This is a genomic window from Mycobacterium sp. DL99, assembly GCF_004762045.1.
In the GTDB taxonomy this organism is placed as follows: domain Bacteria; phylum Actinomycetota; class Actinomycetes; order Mycobacteriales; family Mycobacteriaceae; genus Mycobacterium.
Genome location: NZ_SJOM01000007.1, coordinates 3,297,906 through 3,314,411 on the forward strand (window position 1 = coordinate 3,297,906; position 16,506 = coordinate 3,314,411).

At 62.7% G+C, this 16,506-nt stretch carries 15 protein-coding genes and 4 pseudogenes; 10 read left to right on the plus strand and 9 right to left on the minus strand.

Annotated elements, in window-relative coordinates; translation table 11 throughout:
* Window positions 1-1,618 precede the first annotated feature (1,618 nt).
* Window positions 1,619-2,269 (minus strand): TIGR03086 family metal-binding protein, encoded by a 651-nt coding sequence (locus EYZ64_RS16200; RefSeq protein ID WP_286174974.1) that lies wholly within the window; start codon window positions 2,267-2,269, stop codon window positions 1,619-1,621.
* A 63-nt stretch (window positions 2,270-2,332) separates the two neighbouring features.
* Here EYZ64_RS16200 and EYZ64_RS16205 point away from each other — a divergent pair, with 63 nt between their 5' ends.
* From EYZ64_RS16205 to EYZ64_RS16215, 3 genes and pseudogenes are all read left to right on the plus strand, one after another.
* The gene (locus EYZ64_RS16205) at window positions 2,333-3,280 is read left to right on the plus strand and encodes a helix-turn-helix transcriptional regulator (protein ID WP_135454715.1); all 948 of its coding nucleotides are present in this window, start codon (window positions 2,333-2,335) and stop codon (window positions 3,278-3,280) included.
* Window positions 3,281-3,301: 21 nt separating this feature from the next.
* Window positions 3,302-3,499: pseudogene (locus tag EYZ64_RS32450) on the plus strand (hypothetical protein); the annotation flags it as partial.
* Window positions 3,481-4,395 (plus strand): decaprenyl-phosphate phosphoribosyltransferase, encoded by a 915-nt coding sequence (locus tag EYZ64_RS16215; protein ID WP_135454717.1) that lies wholly within the window; start codon window positions 3,481-3,483, stop codon window positions 4,393-4,395. The pseudogene EYZ64_RS32450 and the gene EYZ64_RS16215, both read left to right, overlap by 19 nt.
* Window positions 4,396-4,646: 251 nt before the next feature.
* Here the strand turns inward: EYZ64_RS16215 and EYZ64_RS16220 are convergent, their stop codons facing one another.
* Entirely contained in the window at window positions 4,647-5,450 is an 804-nt protein-coding gene (locus tag EYZ64_RS16220) for a ParA family protein (RefSeq protein WP_135454720.1), read from the minus strand.
* Window positions 5,451-5,579: 129 nt separating this feature from the next.
* Entirely contained in the window at window positions 5,580-5,720 is a 141-nt protein-coding gene (locus tag EYZ64_RS32240) for a hypothetical protein (protein WP_210115518.1), read from the minus strand.
* 91 nt (window positions 5,721-5,811) lie between these two features.
* On the opposite strand from EYZ64_RS32240, the gene EYZ64_RS16230 reads away from it, so the two are divergent.
* Complete coding sequence (locus EYZ64_RS16230; protein ID WP_135454724.1) at window positions 5,812-6,363, plus strand: YaeQ family protein; 552 nt, start codon at window positions 5,812-5,814, stop codon at window positions 6,361-6,363.
* Between the two features lie 164 nt (window positions 6,364-6,527).
* Here the strand turns inward: EYZ64_RS16230 and EYZ64_RS16235 are convergent, their stop codons facing one another.
* On the minus strand, window positions 6,528-7,685 hold the full coding sequence (locus tag EYZ64_RS16235; RefSeq protein ID WP_135454726.1) for a hypothetical protein: 1,158 nt from the start codon (window positions 7,683-7,685) through the stop codon (window positions 6,528-6,530).
* Window positions 7,686-8,235: 550 nt separating this feature from the next.
* On the opposite strand from EYZ64_RS16235, the gene EYZ64_RS16240 reads away from it, so the two are divergent.
* The 3 genes from EYZ64_RS16240 to EYZ64_RS16250 are packed head-to-tail and all read left to right on the plus strand — an operon-like array spanning window position 8,236 to window position 10,258.
* Window positions 8,236-8,685 (plus strand): nuclear transport factor 2 family protein, encoded by a 450-nt coding sequence (locus tag EYZ64_RS16240; protein ID WP_286174976.1) that lies wholly within the window; start codon window positions 8,236-8,238, stop codon window positions 8,683-8,685.
* 32 nt (window positions 8,686-8,717) lie between these two features.
* Window positions 8,718-9,662 (plus strand): NADP-dependent oxidoreductase, encoded by a 945-nt coding sequence (locus EYZ64_RS16245; RefSeq protein WP_286174977.1) that lies wholly within the window; start codon window positions 8,718-8,720, stop codon window positions 9,660-9,662.
* Window positions 9,659-10,258: a TetR/AcrR family transcriptional regulator gene (locus EYZ64_RS16250; protein ID WP_135454732.1), complete on the plus strand. Its 600-nt coding sequence runs from the start codon at window positions 9,659-9,661 to the stop codon at window positions 10,256-10,258. The genes EYZ64_RS16245 and EYZ64_RS16250 overlap by 4 nt, the downstream gene beginning before the upstream one ends.
* Before the next feature lie 144 nt (window positions 10,259-10,402).
* Here the strand turns inward: EYZ64_RS16250 and EYZ64_RS16255 are convergent.
* Window positions 10,403-10,732, minus strand: a pseudogene (locus tag EYZ64_RS16255) (phospho-N-acetylmuramoyl-pentapeptide-transferase); the annotation flags it as partial.
* Window positions 10,733-10,985: 253 nt separating this feature from the next.
* On the opposite strand from EYZ64_RS16255, the pseudogene EYZ64_RS16260 reads away from it, so the two are divergent.
* Window positions 10,986-11,369, plus strand: a pseudogene (locus EYZ64_RS16260) (ATP-binding protein); the annotation flags it as partial.
* 13 nt (window positions 11,370-11,382) lie between these two features.
* Here the strand turns inward: EYZ64_RS16260 and EYZ64_RS16265 are convergent.
* The 4 genes and pseudogenes from EYZ64_RS16265 to EYZ64_RS32780 form a co-directional block, all read right to left on the minus strand.
* Window positions 11,383-12,177, minus strand: coding sequence for an LLM class flavin-dependent oxidoreductase (locus EYZ64_RS16265; protein WP_135454734.1), 795 nt, complete (start codon window positions 12,175-12,177; stop codon window positions 11,383-11,385).
* A gap of 673 nt (window positions 12,178-12,850) precedes the next feature.
* Entirely contained in the window at window positions 12,851-13,324 is a 474-nt protein-coding gene (locus tag EYZ64_RS16270) for a GNAT family N-acetyltransferase (protein WP_135454735.1), read from the minus strand.
* Window positions 13,325-13,326: 2 nt separating this feature from the next.
* Window positions 13,327-14,058, minus strand: coding sequence for a Type 1 glutamine amidotransferase-like domain-containing protein (locus EYZ64_RS16275; RefSeq protein ID WP_135454738.1), 732 nt, complete (start codon window positions 14,056-14,058; stop codon window positions 13,327-13,329).
* A gap of 808 nt (window positions 14,059-14,866) precedes the next feature.
* Window positions 14,867-14,959 (minus strand): annotated as a pseudogene (locus EYZ64_RS32780) (ATP-binding protein); the annotation flags it as partial.
* Window positions 14,960-15,000: 41 nt separating this feature from the next.
* On the opposite strand from EYZ64_RS32780, the gene hppD reads away from it, so the two are divergent.
* Window positions 15,001-16,218 (plus strand): 4-hydroxyphenylpyruvate dioxygenase, encoded by a 1,218-nt coding sequence (gene hppD, locus EYZ64_RS16285; RefSeq protein WP_135454742.1) that lies wholly within the window; start codon window positions 15,001-15,003, stop codon window positions 16,216-16,218.
* Entirely contained in the window at window positions 16,218-16,499 is a 282-nt protein-coding gene (locus tag EYZ64_RS16290) for a hypothetical protein (protein ID WP_135454744.1), read from the plus strand. Before hppD ends, EYZ64_RS16290 begins: the two co-directional genes overlap by 1 nt.
* Window positions 16,500-16,506 lie beyond the last annotated feature (7 nt).

Below are 16,506 nucleotides of genomic sequence, written 5' to 3' on the forward strand. Positions count from 1 at the left end.
TCCGGGTGGCTTCGGTGGCGGGTTCGGTCCTGGCGGGTTCGACGGTCCTGGCGGGTTCGGCTCTGGCGGCGGACCATTCAACGGTTTCGACCCCACGCCCGGCGGTCCAGGCAGCCTCGGAGGAGGGGGAGTCGAATCCCCAGAGGGCGACTACCCAACGGGGAAGGGGTTTGGGCATGCCACCCTTGACATGCTCGATTCAGTCGGCAAGGGTGCCGCCGTGGTAGGAGGCGTCATCGCCGCGGCCGGACGTGTTTTCGGGTCCGTGGGCGGCGGGGCCGCCGAGAAGGCCACCGGCGCTGTGGTGGAGGGGTTAGGCAAGGACGTCGCCGCGTACGCCGTCATTCTTGGCGGAGGTGTGTGGGTGCTAGCGAAGGCGGTTGCAGCCGCGGAAGATGCATCGGACGAAGCCGTTAAGAAGGCATGGGGCCGCGATCCGGCCCCGGCCCCGGCACCTGAGCCCGAACCCGAACCCGAGCCCGAACCTGAGCCCGAACCTGAGCCCGAACCTGAGCCCGAGGGCGATGGAGACCCGAAGAAGAGTCAGGAGGGCGACAGTTACCCAGATCCGGACGGCTCGGGAGGCGGTCCGGTAGATCCCAAATGGCTTCCGGCCGACGATGGACCCGGATTTGGGGGCGGGAACCCGCTATGGCAACCCGCCGGCAATGACGACAGGCCACCGCCGGATCCGACCATGATCTGGGACGAGTTTGGTGGAGGCGGAGGGCCTACCACAATTGGACAGCTAGTCGAGGTCGACGACCTCACAGGGCGCGGGCTGTTGGCGCAAGTTGCCCAGATTGGTCCGAACACGTTTCAGTTGCCCTGAGCCGCGGAGCGAATCTAGGCCTGCCAGCCGGCCGACGCGGCATAGCCGGCTATCTTGCAGACCAGTAGGCTCGGCGCAAATCGCAGATGGCTCATCAGCGTACGCCGTCCGATCGCTTGATTCCCGCGGCGTATCACCCTTCGTGACCCGCCGAGGTTGCTGAAATGACAGCGATTTGATTAGTGGACGCCGTCGCGTCCATTCGGACAGCTAATGTCCATGTACCGGAAGAGTTCGATGAGCCGCTACCAGATGCGGAGATCGCCGTTTGGGAAGCCGATTCGACAGACAGAGTAGGTTCGCGACATGTGGCGGATGATCGGCCTGACCCGAGATCTGATACGTCACAGTGACGAAAAAGTGGGCATAGAGCTCCGCACGTGCGAGGCGACATCTTGCATGGGAAGCGAATCGTAATCCATTGCAGCGCAACATATTTTGCCGAGAGCGACGCGGTGACCACGCGTTGTCGCGGACCTGGGCAGCAGCAGATCACGCAACGAACTCGGAAGCATCACAACGTCACACGATCCGGTAGTGGACTCAGTGCACCGGCAGGCGGATCAGTGAAAAGTTGTAGGTCAACTGCAAACGACACCCGCTTATTACTTTCCAGTGAATCACTTTGCAGCTCAACATAACTCGCATGCTTTATACGCCGATAAGCTACATTATGTCAAGTAAAGTGCTCCGTTTTAGATTGTGGCCCAAAGGTTTTGAAAGTCCGCTCGCCCGCCCGTGGCGTCGCGGGCCAGCCGCGATGTCGAACCGCATCTATCCGCTCCGTCAGGATCGGCGGAGCGGATCCCGGCCATTCCAGGCGACGAGGCGGTCGATGGCGGGCGCGTCGTCGGAGATCGGAACAGCCTCGGCGAACGGGACGGCGACTTCGTCGAAACCCCTCGCGGCCGAGATCTCTTCGTAGAGAGCTCGGCGGTTCGCGGCCGGGAGGATCTGCCGCGCCCCGTCGAACGCCGTGGCGACGACTGTGTCGTCCCAGTCGGGCTGCTGACCGGTCGCCGTCGCAAGGTCCCACGTGTGGACGGTCAGCTCGGAGAAGTAGGACACCAGCACCTGGGCGCCGCTGCCTTCGATCCACGGCAGCGCCATGGGTCGTTCGAGCACGGCGTCGTCGCTCCAGGCATCCGCGGCTCGTCTCCCCGACTCCCGCCACGCGTCGGGCCAGCGATCGTCGGCGACAGGTGTGTCGATGACTGCGAAGGGATCCTCGCCGTTGCCGAGTGCGGCTACTCGGTCAAGCACGCCGATGAGGTGGGCGAGCAGTGCTCGCACGTCCATGTCTGTGCATGGCGTCGGGTCCGTGAGTTGCTCTGGTCGGACGCCGGCAATGACGGCCCCTCCGGTGGCGATGGCACGGTCGAGGATTGGCCGGGGATCCTTGAGGTGGTCCGTGGTGGACATCGTCGATGTGATCATGGCGCCATTGTGCCGACCTAAACCGGTCACCTTATGACCAGTTTGATGTGCAAGTGTGGTTGCATGCGAGCCGACCGGCTAGTCGCCCTTCTCCTCCTTCTGCAACAGCGCGAGCAGGTCACAGCACCGGAGGTCGCCCTGGAGTTGGAGGTGTCCGAGCGCACTGCGCGCCGAGACCTCGAAGCGTTGAGCGGCGCCGGGGTGCCCGTGTACGCCATCCCGGGCCGAGGGGGCGGGTGGCGCCTCTTGGGTGGCGCTCGCACCGACCTGTCCGGGCTGACCGCGAGCGAAGCTCGCGCGCTGTTTCTGGTAGCCGGACCCGCCTCGACGGCAACCCCGAGCGTGAAGGCCGCTCTGCGCAAACTCGTACGCGCGCTGCCTGAGCCCTTCCGAGAGCAGGCTGAGGCGGCCGCGACATCAGTCGTCGTAGACCCGCGGCACTGGGGATCCAGCCAGCCCGAGCCCCGACGACCCCGGTTTCTCGACGAACTGCAAGAGGCGGTGATCCGCGGTGTCCAGGTACGGCTCGGCTACGTCGACCGTAAGGGCTCGGGGACCGAGCGGACCGTACACCCGCTGGGCATCGTCGCCAAGAGGCCGACGTGGTACCTGGTCTCCAATACGGAGGCCGGACAACGGACCTTCCGAATCGACCGTGTCTCCTCGGTCGAGTTGACCCACGATGCCGTCCTACGACCCGAGGGATTCGACCTTGCCCAGAGCTGGCGTGAGATCGCGGACGCGGTCGATCGAAAGCGCACTCCGCTCGAGGCCCAGGCCGTGTGCGCTCCCGACGGGCTCGGCCTGCTCCGGATGGTGCTCGGGGGCCGCCTCGAAGTTGGCGGTTCCACCCCCGACGGCCGGATCGAGATCGTGATCCGCGGCCGCAACGAGTACGCCCTCGCAGGCGAACTCGCCTGGCTCACCGAATGGCTCGAAGTCACCGGCCCGCAGGGCGTGCGCGACCACCTCGCTTCGATCGGCAGCGCGCTTGTAGCGCGGTACAGCTGAGCCGGGCGCCACTCGCTCGCACAGCTGCTGGCAGCCCTGTGTGACATCCTCGGCTGCGGCGTCGAAGACCTTGTCACCGTTACCGCCACCGAGGCCCGCAAGAAGAAGACCGCCTCGGGCACCACACCGCGCCAATTCGGCCTGATGATCAGGCGCGTCATTGGACGTGAGGTGGAAGCGCCCGGCGATAATCACCACTTGTGGCTGAAGAAGCATTGACCCGAGTCGGGCCGCCTCCCAACCGGGCCGTCGGCATCATCAAGGCCCTGCGACCTCGGCAATGGATCAAAAACGTCCTGGTGGTGGCTGCACCTCTGGCGACTCTCGGCGGCGATGTCCGCTACGACTACGGTGATCTCTTCTTCAAGGTTGGTGTCGCGTTTGTGGCGTTCAGTTTGGCTGCATCCTCGATCTATCTCGTCAACGACGCCCGTGATGTGGAGGCCGACCGCCAGCATCCGACCAAGCGCTTCCGGCCTATCGCCGCCGGGGTGATCTCCCCTGCACTCGCCTACGCACTGGCAATCGCGCTCGCCGCGACCACGCTGGCGATCTCGGCGGCGATTGCACCATCCCTCGCGCTCGTGATCGGGGTCTATCTGGCGATCCAGCTCGGCTACTGCTTCGGTCTCAAACATCAAGCCGTGCTTGATATCTGCATCGTCTCCTCGGCCTACCTGATGAGAGCGATCGCGGGTGGTGCGGCCACCGGTATCCCGCTGTCGCAGTGGTTCTTGTTGGTGATGGCGTTCGCATCGCTGTTCATGGTTGCAGGCAAGCGCTATGCCGAACTGCAACTCGCAGAGCGGACAGGCGCCAAGATCCGCAAATCGCTTGAGAGCTATACCGGCACGTACCTGCGGTTTGTGTGGACGATGTCCGCCACCGCCGTCGTCGTGTGCTACGGGCTGTGGGCATTCGAGCGCGACGGCCATTCCGGGTCATGGTTTGCCGTCTCGATGGTCCCGATCACCATCGCAGTCCTGCGCTACGCAGTTGACGTCGACGGTGGCGTTGCCGGCGAGCCCGAAGACATCGTTCTGCAAGACCGCGTATTGCAGGTACTGGGCGTGGCGTGGATCGCGATTATCTGCGTTGCAATCGTTTTGGCTTGAGTCGGCACCGGTGGGTGCACGTCCCGGGCGCTTCCCCTACGCTACGGACACTCCGCCGGCAACCAGACGTCCGATCATCGGCAGCCGGCAACAACTTGTAGCGATCTCGCGCATGACACCTGGCTGTGCCCGAACCCCGTCGGTGCATCTCTTTACCGGGTGAAATACGGCGGAATCGAATATGGCGGAATGCCAGTCACACGGCATACAACACTCGTTCTCACGTTGTTCCCCACCGTATTTCGCCGCCGTCACTGGTCGCTCGTGTTTCGACCCAGCAGGTCGTGTTCCAGGAAATCTCGGAAGATTCGCGCGAGATTCTTCGCGGTTGCGTCGGAGTAATCACCGAGTCGGTTTCCGAGTTGAAAGGCCTCATTAATGACGGCCCGCCGTGGCAGTTCAGCACGGACCTCATCGCCAAATTCCGTCTGTACCCGTTCCCTGATCGACTGGTCGATGCCGTTTCTACTGTCGAAACCGGATAGAACCACACCACACCACTTGAGTGGATGCGTTCGTTGGATACGCTCGACTCTGTCACGGGCCTCGCGGGCTTTGCGTACCGCATCAAGGGTCGGAGTGATCGGCGCGTACGCAACATCACCTAGATGCATTGCCAGGGCTTCCAGAGAGCCAGTGCGGCCGCCTGTGTCGATCAAAACAATGTCATAACGGCCAAAGATGTCGGCAGCGTCAAAGATGGCCCGCAACAATCCGGTGTCCGGTACGCCGAAGCCCGCAACACGGCCTAAGGAAGCACCTGCAGGCAGCAAATCGATACCGGGCCATCTAGTTTCAATGATCTCCTCATCGATTCGCTTCGCGCCCTTGTCGGGATTCCCCCAAAAACTGATATCGGCATCCTCAAGCACTGAACCCAAGCCGGTCGAATGCTGCGACACTCCGAAGTGGTTAGACAGATTTCGCTCTGGGTCTGCGTCGACCAACAACGCGGAGATCCCGGCCCGCGAGGCCTCCCCCGCCAGCATCATCTGCCATAGCGTTTTCGCTGTGCCGCCCTTACCCGAAAGCACCAGCGCCGACACAGCTACCATTGCGAGCCTCTATGCAAAGCCTGACTCACCTCGCTGTATTCCTCCATCGTGTTCGCGCTGTTGCCAGACACACCGCAGGGGCCTCGTGTCCCTGACACTGCGCCCGCCGACACCGGTGATCAACTGACCTTAGCCATCGCCGATGACGACATCGACGACGGCGCCTCCCCAGCCAGTCCCGCTCAGGCTCTCCTCGACACCCTTGATGACGCGGCGGACGCTGTCCCGCGGGCACGGGCCGTCGCCGCAGCCGCAGAGGACCTCGCACACGCTGTGCTCCACGCCGACGGCTAGCGCGGCGGCCTGACCACTCAAAGCGGCCCGATTGCTCGGGGTACACCCCCTGGGTGGACACTATGACGTGGCCCTTTCTGCAACAGTGTTCAAAGTCGAGCTTGGCGTCTCCGATGTCGATCACGGTTACTACGCCGATCACACGCTGACCGTGGCCCGTCATCCCAGTGAGACCGATGAGCGGATGGTGGTGCGGTTGTTGGCGTTTGGGCTGCGCGCACACCGACTCAGCAACGTCGACGGCGAGTTGGCGTTCGGGGCGGGCCTGTCCACCCCTGGCGTACCGGACTTGCGGCTCGCCGACTACACCGGCCGGATCCTGGAGTGGATCAACGTCGGCCAGCCCGACGAACGCGCCTTGGCCAAGGCGGCCAGCCAGGCCGACCAGGTGCTGCTATTCCCGTTTGCCGCCGGCGTGGCCACCTGGTGGCGCACCGTCGGCCCCAAAGTGGCGGGGCTGCCGAACCTGTCGGTGGTGCAGATACCGCACGCACCCGTGCAGCAACTGGCCCAGACTGTCGATCGACGGGTCTCGGCGCAGGTGATGGTGATCGAAGGTCAGGTGACGATGACTGTAGGCGGAGTCGACGTCACCTTCACGCCCGAGCCGTTGGAGTGAAGGTCTGAGCCCGAGGTACTAGCGGACCGTCACCGTCCGCGTCGTATAGATGGCAGTGCCATCTGAGTGTGCCCTCTCACCCACGGCGACAGGGTTGATGCGATCAAAGCGCCTCTACGCCAATGGATTATGGCGCCCTTTAGATTCGTACGATCTCCCGACGGTTACGACAAACCCTGTTGCACAGCGAACGCTATCGCTTCGTCGCGGAGATTCACCAAGACAGCGAGTGATCGATGCGCGTTTCCGCCACGACGCGTGGCGGTGTCTGCGAAGCGTTTCCTTTTGTTATTCACATCTTCATCAGACAGCGCGTCCAGCCACGCGATGAGCACCGTGGTTCCCGGAGAACCTTCAATAGAGCCGACAAGCTCGATTAGCTCCCGACGGCCATCAGCGGCTGAAAGACGAAGAGTGTGATGCGCCGCTGCCGTGGTCGGTTTTCCTAATCCGATCGCCCGTCGCTCATCAGTGTGCGCGACTGAGATGTCGTAGCGAGCAGGGAGCGCAGGTTTCCGCGGCTCACCACCTGCGATCAAGCGAGGCACCGCCTGTTCACGGACCCATGTCCCGATCTCGTCTAGCTCCTTCAGCAGCACCGGCCAATCGTCAGTCCCAGGTCGATTGATGCCGACGACCGGGAACATCGTGACCGGGACTCGCGTACCCAGGGGCGTCTCGGCGAGAACATCGCCGACGCGCAGAGGTCCCATTGGGCCACGGCGAAGGTCATCGATCGACTGTGGCACATTGGCATCCTCGTACATCCCTGCCAGGCCGATAGCCACGACGGCTGGTGTTCGATGCTTTGCGTGGTTCGTGTGGGCCACCAGCCGTGCCAATGGATGTAGCTCTGGATGCTGATTGCGGTGAAACGGTTGCAGTGCTGCGATCCGTCGGACAAGCTCGCTCCCAGTCTGAAGTGACGGCGATCCGTTCTTGCGTCGCTTCTTCTTCCATTCTTCGAAGGCTTCCCACGACCCCGCAGCGGGCATTTCAACTAGCCTGGCTGCTTTTTCATCGAGTGATCCATCGAGGAACTCGACCTCCGTGAAGATTGCGTGTTCGATGGCGGCACGCAGAGTCACCAGTGCGTCCGCAACCAGCAGAGGGAGTTTTCTAGGGATGGGGACTACACCGTCGACCACCGTCCTACTGACCGATCCATGCCGGATTTCACGCAAGCGGACGATGCCACCCTCTTGTGTTTGGTACGGGAACAGTAGCTCGCTAATCTGCCCGATCAGCTCGTCCGAGTGGGACAGGGTTGCCGCGACACCAATGTGACGATCGGGGAGCCATTCAAAGGCAGAGCCGGTCATTGTCTGATCGTAGGTTCCGCTGCGGCCCAGACCGCCGGCGTACGCCAGCACCGACGGGTTCGGGCCATCGCCGCCGCAGTGACGGTCGGGCTGCTGGCCCTGGGCGCTCAGCAAACACCCCATGCCGCAAAGCGACACTCGAGGCGCACCAGCCGCCGATGGCGATCTGGCCAGCAGTCAGCGCCTCTCCCCTGTTACCTTCCAACCGATCCGCTGTTACGCATCGATTGGAATACGACGGAGACGAATATGGCGACTTACCAGTAAACGTCGCCGTTTTCATCTGATGAATCACGCCCACTCCGCCTGTCCGGTCTTGTTGCATCTGGCGGTTTTCGCATTGAAGCTGGCGGTCGTCGGTATTGCGGCTGGTGTCAGTCGAGTTGGTTGTGCCCGCCCCAAAGACCTCGACCTGCGGTGTCTCGTTTCTAGTGATTTGAGGCCGATCACATCCTGTCTCGGACGGACTGGACCTATATCCGCTGTGAGCCGACTTCGACCCTCGATGTGTACCATCAAGACAGATCGGTCTCGATAGATGGGGGTTGAGGTGGGCGACAATCACTATGTCGATGCGGCACAAGCAGTCGGCATTGTCGAAAAGTTGGCTCGGGCCAAGAGTTGTCAGGACGTGGCCGCGGCGATGGCGATCTATCACCCCGATGGTGTGCTCGAATCGCCCTGTCTGGGAACCCGCTACGTGGGCCCGGACATCGAAGGTGCCATCGCCGGCTGGTTCGCCTTCGCGCCGGACTACGAGGTCCAGCTCGAGGGGCATGGCATGGACACCGACACTCTGTGCAGCTGGGGGCGGGCATCGTTCACCCCGGCCTTCACCACAAACGGTGCTATTCCGAACGGCCAGAGGGCGTCGGTACCGGTCTTCATCTTGTTCCAGTTCAACGAGGGCCGAATCTGTTGGGAGAGTTTTCACTTCGATGTCGCCGCCGTAGCTCGCCAGTGCGGCGTCGATGCCTCAGCGCTGGTGCGGGCACAGTGATCGTCGGAGCACGGCGCCCGAGTAGCGCCACGATGCGTGGCGCGCGCCATAGCGAGTGGGGATCGCCACTGGAGGTCGTTGACCTGCCGCGCCCAGAGCCAGCGGCCGGTGAGGTCCGCGTTAGGGTGAAGGCGGCCGGGGTGAACCCCATCGACGTTTTCACCGGTCGCAACGCCGGCTACGAACAGTCGATGCGGCTGCCATTCATTCCCGGGTGGGATGTCGCCGGCGTCGTGGATGCGCTCGGCTACGGTGTCACCCGCCTCAGGGTGGGGACCGGCGTTTTCGGGTTGGCGTGGTTTCCCTACCCTGCGGGCACCTATGCCCAGTACGTGACCGTACCCGCACAGCATCTGGTACCCATGCCGGCTTCGGCGTCGTTCACAGAAGCAGCGTGCCTACCGATGGCGGCGTTGACCGCGTGGCAGATGCTGGCCGCCGCCAAAGTCGATGCTGGACAAAGGGTTCTGATCAGCGGCGCCTCCGGTGGTGTCGGCCACCTGGCCGTGCAGCTCGCAGCGGGCCGTGGTGCGACCGTCTTCGCACTCGCGCGTGCGCACGATCACGAAGTGTTGACCGACCTGGGAGCGCACGTCTGTATTGATTACACGGACCGACAGGCCCTGGCCACGATAGGGACCGCTGATGCCGTCATCGATTTGGTGGGTCACGACTTCGGGCGATCCTTGATCGACCATCTTGCCCCGGGCGGCCATGTGGCGTTGGCGACGGCGTGGTCCATTCCTGACTACCAGCAGCTTGCCGCCGAACGCAGCGTCCATGCCCATTCGTGTTTGGTCGAACCCGATCCCGAAGCACTCAAGATCATCAGTTCCTTGGTCGATACCGGTGGTCTGCGCGTGGTCGTCGGTGCACAGTTCCCGCTCGATCACGCTGCGCAGGCCCAGCACTGGGTGCTAGATCGCCACGGTGTCGGGAAGGCCGCCATCGTCATTGACCCGGCAACTCAACCATGACAGACAAGCCCAAGCAGGTCCGTGGTGTTGCTGTCCGGGAGCGGTTCGTTGACGTGGCCACCGCGCTGTTCTACACGCACGGAGTCCGCGCTGTTGGCATCGACGAAATCGTCCGTCAAACCGGCATGGCCAAGGCCAGCCTGTACCGCTGGTTCCCCACCAAAGACGACCTCATCCTGGCCGTTCTCGAACGCCGCGACGAAAACTTCTGGGCCGCATGGGATCACACGGCAGCTGCCCATCCAGATCCGAGGAACGAACTCGACGCGCAGATCGCGTGGATCCAAGACCTGGCGACCTCCGAAAACTACCGTGGGTGCGCGTTCCTCAACACCGCAGCTGAATTCGACGATACCGAGCATCACGCGATCCGAACGAGATGCCTTCAACACGAAGAGGAACTCCACCGCCGGTTGCGAGGACTCACGTCCCGGCTAAAGGTCAACAACAGCGACGAACTCGCTGATCGGTTGCACATCGTGATCGTCGGTAGCCTCAGCGTCGCCGGCTTGTATCCGAAAGGAAGTCCCGCGAGCAGGCTCCGCAGCCTCGTTGATGACCTCCTTGCCGCTGCGGTCGTCACTACCTCCAACTGATGAGAAGCGGTGCCGCAGAACCGCCATCACCCCACACGACCCTGGGGCTGTCTCACATCTAAAGAAACGAGACTGATCACATCTTGTCTCGGTGCAGCGCACGCAACCTTTGTTGGTGCGCCGCCCGCTGACGTACTGGGGGCCTCAGATTCCGGCAGTCGTCAGCCATTCGCTGTAGAAGAGCGCGATCCCGATTCCGCAGGCGATGGCGGCGATCAGCCAGAACCGAATGGTCAATGTGGTTTCCGGCCAGCCCAGTAGTTCGAAGTGGTGGTGCAGCGGAGAATTTCGGAACACCCGTCGGCCGGTAGTGCGGAACGAGATTACCTGGATGACGACCGAGGTCACTTCGACGACGAACAGCGCGCCCAGGATGATGGCGAGGATCTCGGTGCGGCTGGTTACCGACAGGCCTGCGATGATGCCGCCCAGTGCCAGGGAACCGGTATCACCCATGATGATCTTGGCGGGTGCGAGTAAAGTACTCCGTTTTCATCAGATGAATCATTTCCGAACGGGTCGGCCGGATCAGAGCTGGTGTCGCCACTCTGGGCTTCCTGGCGAAAGTCGTTGGCCCACTGAAGTTGTGATCATTGAGGCTCCTCCGGACCTGGACCCGCTGGGGGTAGCGGTCTGTTCGGTGCGCCGCTGGGCGTAACGCTGGTCGATGATTGTGTCCAAGCGTTCCGGCCCAACGCACCCGGTCACCACGGGATGCTGGTTTGGCGAGGGCCGCAAGGTTCGCTACGTCACCTGCGCACAGCTGGTCAACGAACTCGTCGAAGCCGCCGACGAACGTGTCCTCTCGCGTGTGGTGGCCCGCTACGGGCGGTTGGATCTGCTGCTGCTCGATGAGGTCGGCTACGTTCAGATTGACCCCCGCGGTGCCGAGCTGCTGTTCCAGATCATCACCGAGCGCGAGGACAGAGCAAGCATCGGGCTGGCCAGCAATTTGCCGTTCAGCGAATGGGGAGCCGTCTTCCCAGACCCACGGCTGGTCGCCGCGATCGTCGACCGCATCACCTTCAATGCCCACATCCTCGAAACCGGCACCCAGTCCTACCGACTACGCACCTCCAAAGGCGTTGCGCGTCGAAAGAGGACGGGATAGGACCCCGCCTCTGTCAGACCGGAGCCCCGCGGTCGATGACCCGCAGCACCTGATCTGGGCGATGCCCGGGCCAAAAGGCGTGCATCGCCCAGGTTGCACCCGCGGTGGCGAACCTATCCAGGTCGTCACCTGGGCGAACCGCGACGGCGATGTCGAAGCCTTCACGGCCGCCACGCGCGTGCTCGATTGCGTCGGCGACACGGCCGATGGCGTCCGCGTCTGCTCCGAGCGGAAACACGCCGTCGTATCGAGCAGCGCGATCGATCGGTTTACCTGTGGTGCGTGCGGTGCCGAACCACAGCGGGATGCGCGGCTGCTGAACCGGTCCTGGAATCGCTTCCACACCTTCGACGATCATCGCCCTGCGGTGAGTCACCGTGTCGCCTGCCCACAACGCCGTCAGCGCCGCGGTGCCGTCGTCGAGCACATCGCTAAGCCGACGTGGATCAGCATCCTCGCCAAACGCCGAATACTCCCGCGCGATGTCGCCACCAGTGCCCAAGCCCACTATCAAGCGCCCCCGGCTAAGCCGGTCTAGGGTCACCGTCTCACGTGCGAGCTTAAGCACACGCCGCCGTGGTAATGGAGTCACCATAGGACCCAATCGGATTCGATCAGTCACCGTCGCTGCGGCGGCTAGCACGACCCAGGGATCCGCAATCTCCCATCGTCCCTCGACCGGGCTCAGGACGTGATCCCATACGAACAGACCGTCCCAGCCGCGCTGCTCGGTAGCTGCCGCGATCTCCGTAATGGCACGCGGATCAGACAGCGCGCCGAACAGCGGGACATAAATCGCGTGACGCACCGATCCACCGTAACCGTGCTTGACCGGAACTCAGAACAGTGCGGAGCCAAAGTTGGTGACGACAGCCGGGGCCAAGCGACTTGACGAAACACACGGGCCTCAAGATCTCGTCGGAACGGTGCCCTGTGGTAGCGACCAGCAGCACCCCACCGATCGTTCGTAAGACGGCAGACCAACCGCTCCCACACCCACAGGCAATAACGAACGCGCCCTTCCACACTCGCCGTCGTGCCCCTCGGATACTCGGCCAGAAAGGCATCCGAGAGCGGCGTATCAAGGCGCTCATGTTCTAGGACTGCGGAAATGATCTCCACCCTCGCCCGTGGGAGATCAGCCACAACGCTCTCCACGACATCGACCCGATAAGCCGGGTCATCGCTCGAATCGACCTCCTCAAGCCGACAACGCACCTTGCGACCATCTGCCGTCGCAACCAAGTACGCGCTGTCATTGTCAAGGTCTGGGGCTGGGTACAGAACCGATGTCCGGGTCAGTGCAGCCAGCGCGAGGGATAGTTCAGCCTCGCTAAGAGCGGCAGCCCTACCATCGTCGATCGAGATATCAAGATATAGCGCAACATCGGCGGGCGGCAGAACTCGGTAGGTGCACAGCCTCAAAGTCGCGTCGCTACTAAACAACCTGGACCTTGATAATGCTGACTGAAGGGCATCTGTTAGCCGGGTGCCGTTGGATGCGCCAGCATTTCGATGCGTAGATGCGATGTGCCGCTCACACCGGCGACTTCCTCTCTCGCGACTTCGATGAAGCCCAGCCGACTGTAGAGGCGATAGGCGCCGGTGTTCACTCCCAGCACGTTGAGCCGCACGCACTTTCCTTCATCAATTGCGTCATCGAGAACGTTGCGCAGGATGTGGCTGCCAATACCGGTGCCCTGCATGGGGCGGTTGATCTCGATTAGGCCGACATACACCTCCCGGTCGCGATGCTCGACGGTTAGCCTGCCGGCGTCCACGCCATCGATGACGATGACCTGACTGTTCTGTACGCTGAGGGCGCGACGCAGGTAGTCACGCTGCTCCTCGTCTACCCACCCCCAAACGGCATCGACATAAGGTCCCAAAGTGGTCTTGTGCAGCTCGAAAATGAACTCGAAGTCCTCATCGATGACGGGCCGGAAACCGATCATGTTCAGCGCTGCAACCGCCGGACATCGAGGGCGGTCTCGATCACCGCAGCGCCACGTCGTTCGACGAAATACGCTCCCGCTGTGTCTTTTTCGGCGACGGCTTCCACGAACTGAGGACCGCGGTAAACAAGGCCCGCGCCGTCATCGGTGGCAAACGCTGATGGCAGAACTCCGGTACCAACTAGCTCATGCAGTAGCGGCCGGCGCTGATCCTCAGAATCGTAGTGCACGCCGTTGGCGTAAGGCAGGAACCCCAGCCCGTTGGTAACAGGCAGTAGTTGCGGGCCGAACGAATCAGTGGTGCCGCCAGCATGCCAGCAGATGGAGCCGGCCGAGATGCCGGTCAATACCACCCCGGCGTGCCACGCAATGCGTAGCGCCTCATCCACGCCATGCAGCCGCCGCAGCGCCAGCAGTCCCGCGACGCTGCCGCCGAACACCCACACCACATCCTGCTCCAGTAGATGCGCGGTGACATCGTCGACCGTGGGCATCGGGAACAACGCCACGTGCGACGGGACGAAGCCACGGACCTGCGCTGCCTCGGTGAGGTAGTGCAGCACCGCTTTGTCGTCACCCATCGCCGTCGCCAACAGGCAGACGCGCGGAGGCCGCCCGGTGACACCGGATAGCGCGACCGCGTAATCGGTCATGGCGGTGAACTCGAACCGCGTGCGCTGGCCCATGCCAATTCCGCCACTGATCGCCAGAATGGTGGGTGCATCCGCGGGCATAGCTTCGACGGTAAGCGCACCGTCCGCTGGTGGGCAATCCAGTTTCAGTTGGCAACGGCGACACGCACCGAGGCTTGCTCCGCAGGGCCGTCACTTGAACAAAAGCTCCAGCAAACTATCGACACCTTCAGTGGTTGCCGAGACACGCAACCCACAGACCCGAACAGCGGGACCCAAGTAGTCTTCCCCAGCCTCCACTACGAGATGCCGCTACACGTCGCGTTCCACCACCCAATACGGCGGAATCGAACATGGCGGAAAACCACGGACACTCGACTTTGGAGGCTTGAACGACGCGGCCTGTTCAGGCCATGCATGAGGTCCATCCTCGCTTCGGCGTCCTCACGATATTCGAGCAGCCGGCGATCAGGTTGCTGCTGCGAGACCGTGTACTACACGTGGGTCATCGTCGCAGTGCGGCAGCGCGGTGCACAAGCTCTAGGACCAGACTTGTCCAGTCCTGTTCGTTGAGCGGTTTGCCGCGATCATCCGCCTTCAATTTCCAGGCGATGAGCGCCGCAAGGACGTCGTCATCTCCGCGGTTGCGGTACTCGCCAGCGCCGGTGGCATCGCCTGCGGCTTCGGCGAGTAGCCGATCTTCGTGTTCGAGATAGGCATCGATGAGGTCGTCGGCGCAATGGGCGGGGTGGAATGTCGATGGTTGTGCGCTCATACCCCACGCTACCAGGGCATTTCGCGCAATGTCCCGCACACGACCGAGGATGCAATTGACCTGGCACCACAGCCAACAAGGCCTGTCCCTCCACCCCCTCGCGCGATGAAGTGCGGCCGCCGGACAGCCCGGCGGGGGTTTGCCGTTGACCGCGCGGTCGCTGACCACTTGGTAGAGATCGTCGGGGTGCACGGCGGTGTGCTCGCGCAAGGCGAAGTCGTCGAGCAATCCCGACATCGGGACAATGAAGAAGAGAGAAGAATGTCAACATGACGAACCAGATCGCCCTGACTGACGAGGAGAAGCAGGCCCGCCTGGACGTCAATCAGCTCAAGCAGCTAGTGGGCCTGGTGGATTACGACCTGACTAACGACCCGTTTCCCGTAACCGGCTGGGATTCCATTGTCTTTGTGGTCGGAAATGCCACCGAGGCCGCGAGTTATTTCCAATCCACGTGGGGCATGGAACTGGTCGCGTACTCGGGACCGGAGAACGGCAACCGCGACCACAAGGCGTTCGTGTTGCGTTCGGGCTCCGTCCGGTTCGTCCTGAAGGGCGCGGTGAGTCCCGACAGCCCCCTTGTGGCTCACCACGCCAGACACGGTGACGGCGTTGTCGATATCTCGTTGGAGGTTCCCGACGTCGACAAGTGCATCTCGCAGGCCAAGCTAGCCGGCGCTACGGTCCTCGACGAACCTCATAACCTGTCTGATGAGCACGGCACCGTGCGAGTCGCGGCCATCGCGACCTATGGGCAAACGCGACATACGCTGGTTCAGCGGTCGGTCAACGGCACCCGCTACGACGGTCCCTACCTGCCGGGCTATCAGCCGGCGACGAGCGGCTACCTCAAACGTGAGGGTGCCCCCAAGCGTCTATTCGAAGCTTTGGATCACGTCGTCGGCAATGTCGAACTCGGCAAGATGGACGAATGGGTCGGTTTCTACAACCGGGTCATGGGGTTCGTGAACATGGCTGAGTTCATCGGCGATGACATTGCCACCGACTACTCGGCGCTGATGTCGAAGGTTGTGGCCAACGGCAACCACCGGGTGAAGTTTCCGCTCAACGAACCGGCGGCTGCCAAGCGCAAGTCTCAGATTGACGAGTACCTGGAGTTCTACCGCGGTCCCGGCGTTCAGCACCTGGCGCTGGCAACCAACGACATCCTGCGCGCCGTCGACGAGCTACGCAAAGAGGGCGTGCAGTTCCTCGATACCCCGGATGCCTACTACGAGGACCCGAAACTGCGTGCCCGTATAGGCGAGGTGCGCGTATCGGTGGAGGAACTGCAACAGCGCGGCATCCTTGTCGACCGCGACGAGGACGGGTATCTGCTGCAGATCTTCACCAAGCCGTTGGGAGATCGGCCGACGGTCTTTTTCGAACTCATCGAGCGCCACGGTTCGCTCGGTTTCGGCAAGGGCAACTTCAAGGCGCTGTTCGAGTCCATCGAGCGTGAGCAGGAAAAGCGCGGCAACCTGTGATGCACGCGGAAACCCGGCTACCGGCGGCGCGGATCCTTACCGACCGCATCGTCGACGACGCGGGTCTGTTTCCGCCGGAGGCACTCGATATGGCTTCCGCGCTAGCTCGGCACCGCAGTGACCAAGCAATCTCGAATCCCGTGTTGTCCCAACGGTTCGTGTGCCCGGCCGACCGATTTGCCGAACTGCACGAGCAGCTCGACGACGGCGATCGGATCCAAGTGATCATGGAAGTTGACCTGGATCTGCGGCGGCTCGGCCTCATCACCGACCCCACCTGACCTCACG

Excerpts from the sequence above, each read along its gene's own strand:
- EYZ64_RS16200 (WP_286174974.1), bottom strand. The coding sequence starts at position 2,269 with ATGATCACATCGACGATGTCCACCACGGACCACCTCAAGGATCCCCGG.
- EYZ64_RS16205 (WP_135454715.1), top strand. The coding sequence starts at position 2,333 with ATGCGAGCCGACCGGCTAGTCGCCCTTCTCCTCCTTCTGCAACAGCGC.
- EYZ64_RS16220 (WP_135454720.1), bottom strand. The coding sequence starts at position 5,450 with ATGGTAGCTGTGTCGGCGCTGGTGCTTTCGGGTAAGGGCGGCACAGCG.
- EYZ64_RS16235 (WP_135454726.1), bottom strand. The coding sequence starts at position 7,685 with ATGACCGGCTCTGCCTTTGAATGGCTCCCCGATCGTCACATTGGTGTC.
- EYZ64_RS16245 (WP_286174977.1), top strand. The coding sequence starts at position 8,718 with ATGCGTGGCGCGCGCCATAGCGAGTGGGGATCGCCACTGGAGGTCGTT.
- EYZ64_RS16250 (WP_135454732.1), top strand. The coding sequence starts at position 9,659 with ATGACAGACAAGCCCAAGCAGGTCCGTGGTGTTGCTGTCCGGGAGCGG.
- EYZ64_RS16270 (WP_135454735.1), bottom strand. The coding sequence starts at position 13,324 with ATGATCGGTTTCCGGCCCGTCATCGATGAGGACTTCGAGTTCATTTTC.
- EYZ64_RS16275 (WP_135454738.1), bottom strand. The coding sequence starts at position 14,058 with ATGCCCGCGGATGCACCCACCATTCTGGCGATCAGTGGCGGAATTGGC.
- hppD (WP_135454742.1), top strand. The coding sequence starts at position 15,001 with ATGACGAACCAGATCGCCCTGACTGACGAGGAGAAGCAGGCCCGCCTG.
- EYZ64_RS16290 (WP_135454744.1), top strand. The coding sequence starts at position 16,218 with ATGCACGCGGAAACCCGGCTACCGGCGGCGCGGATCCTTACCGACCGC.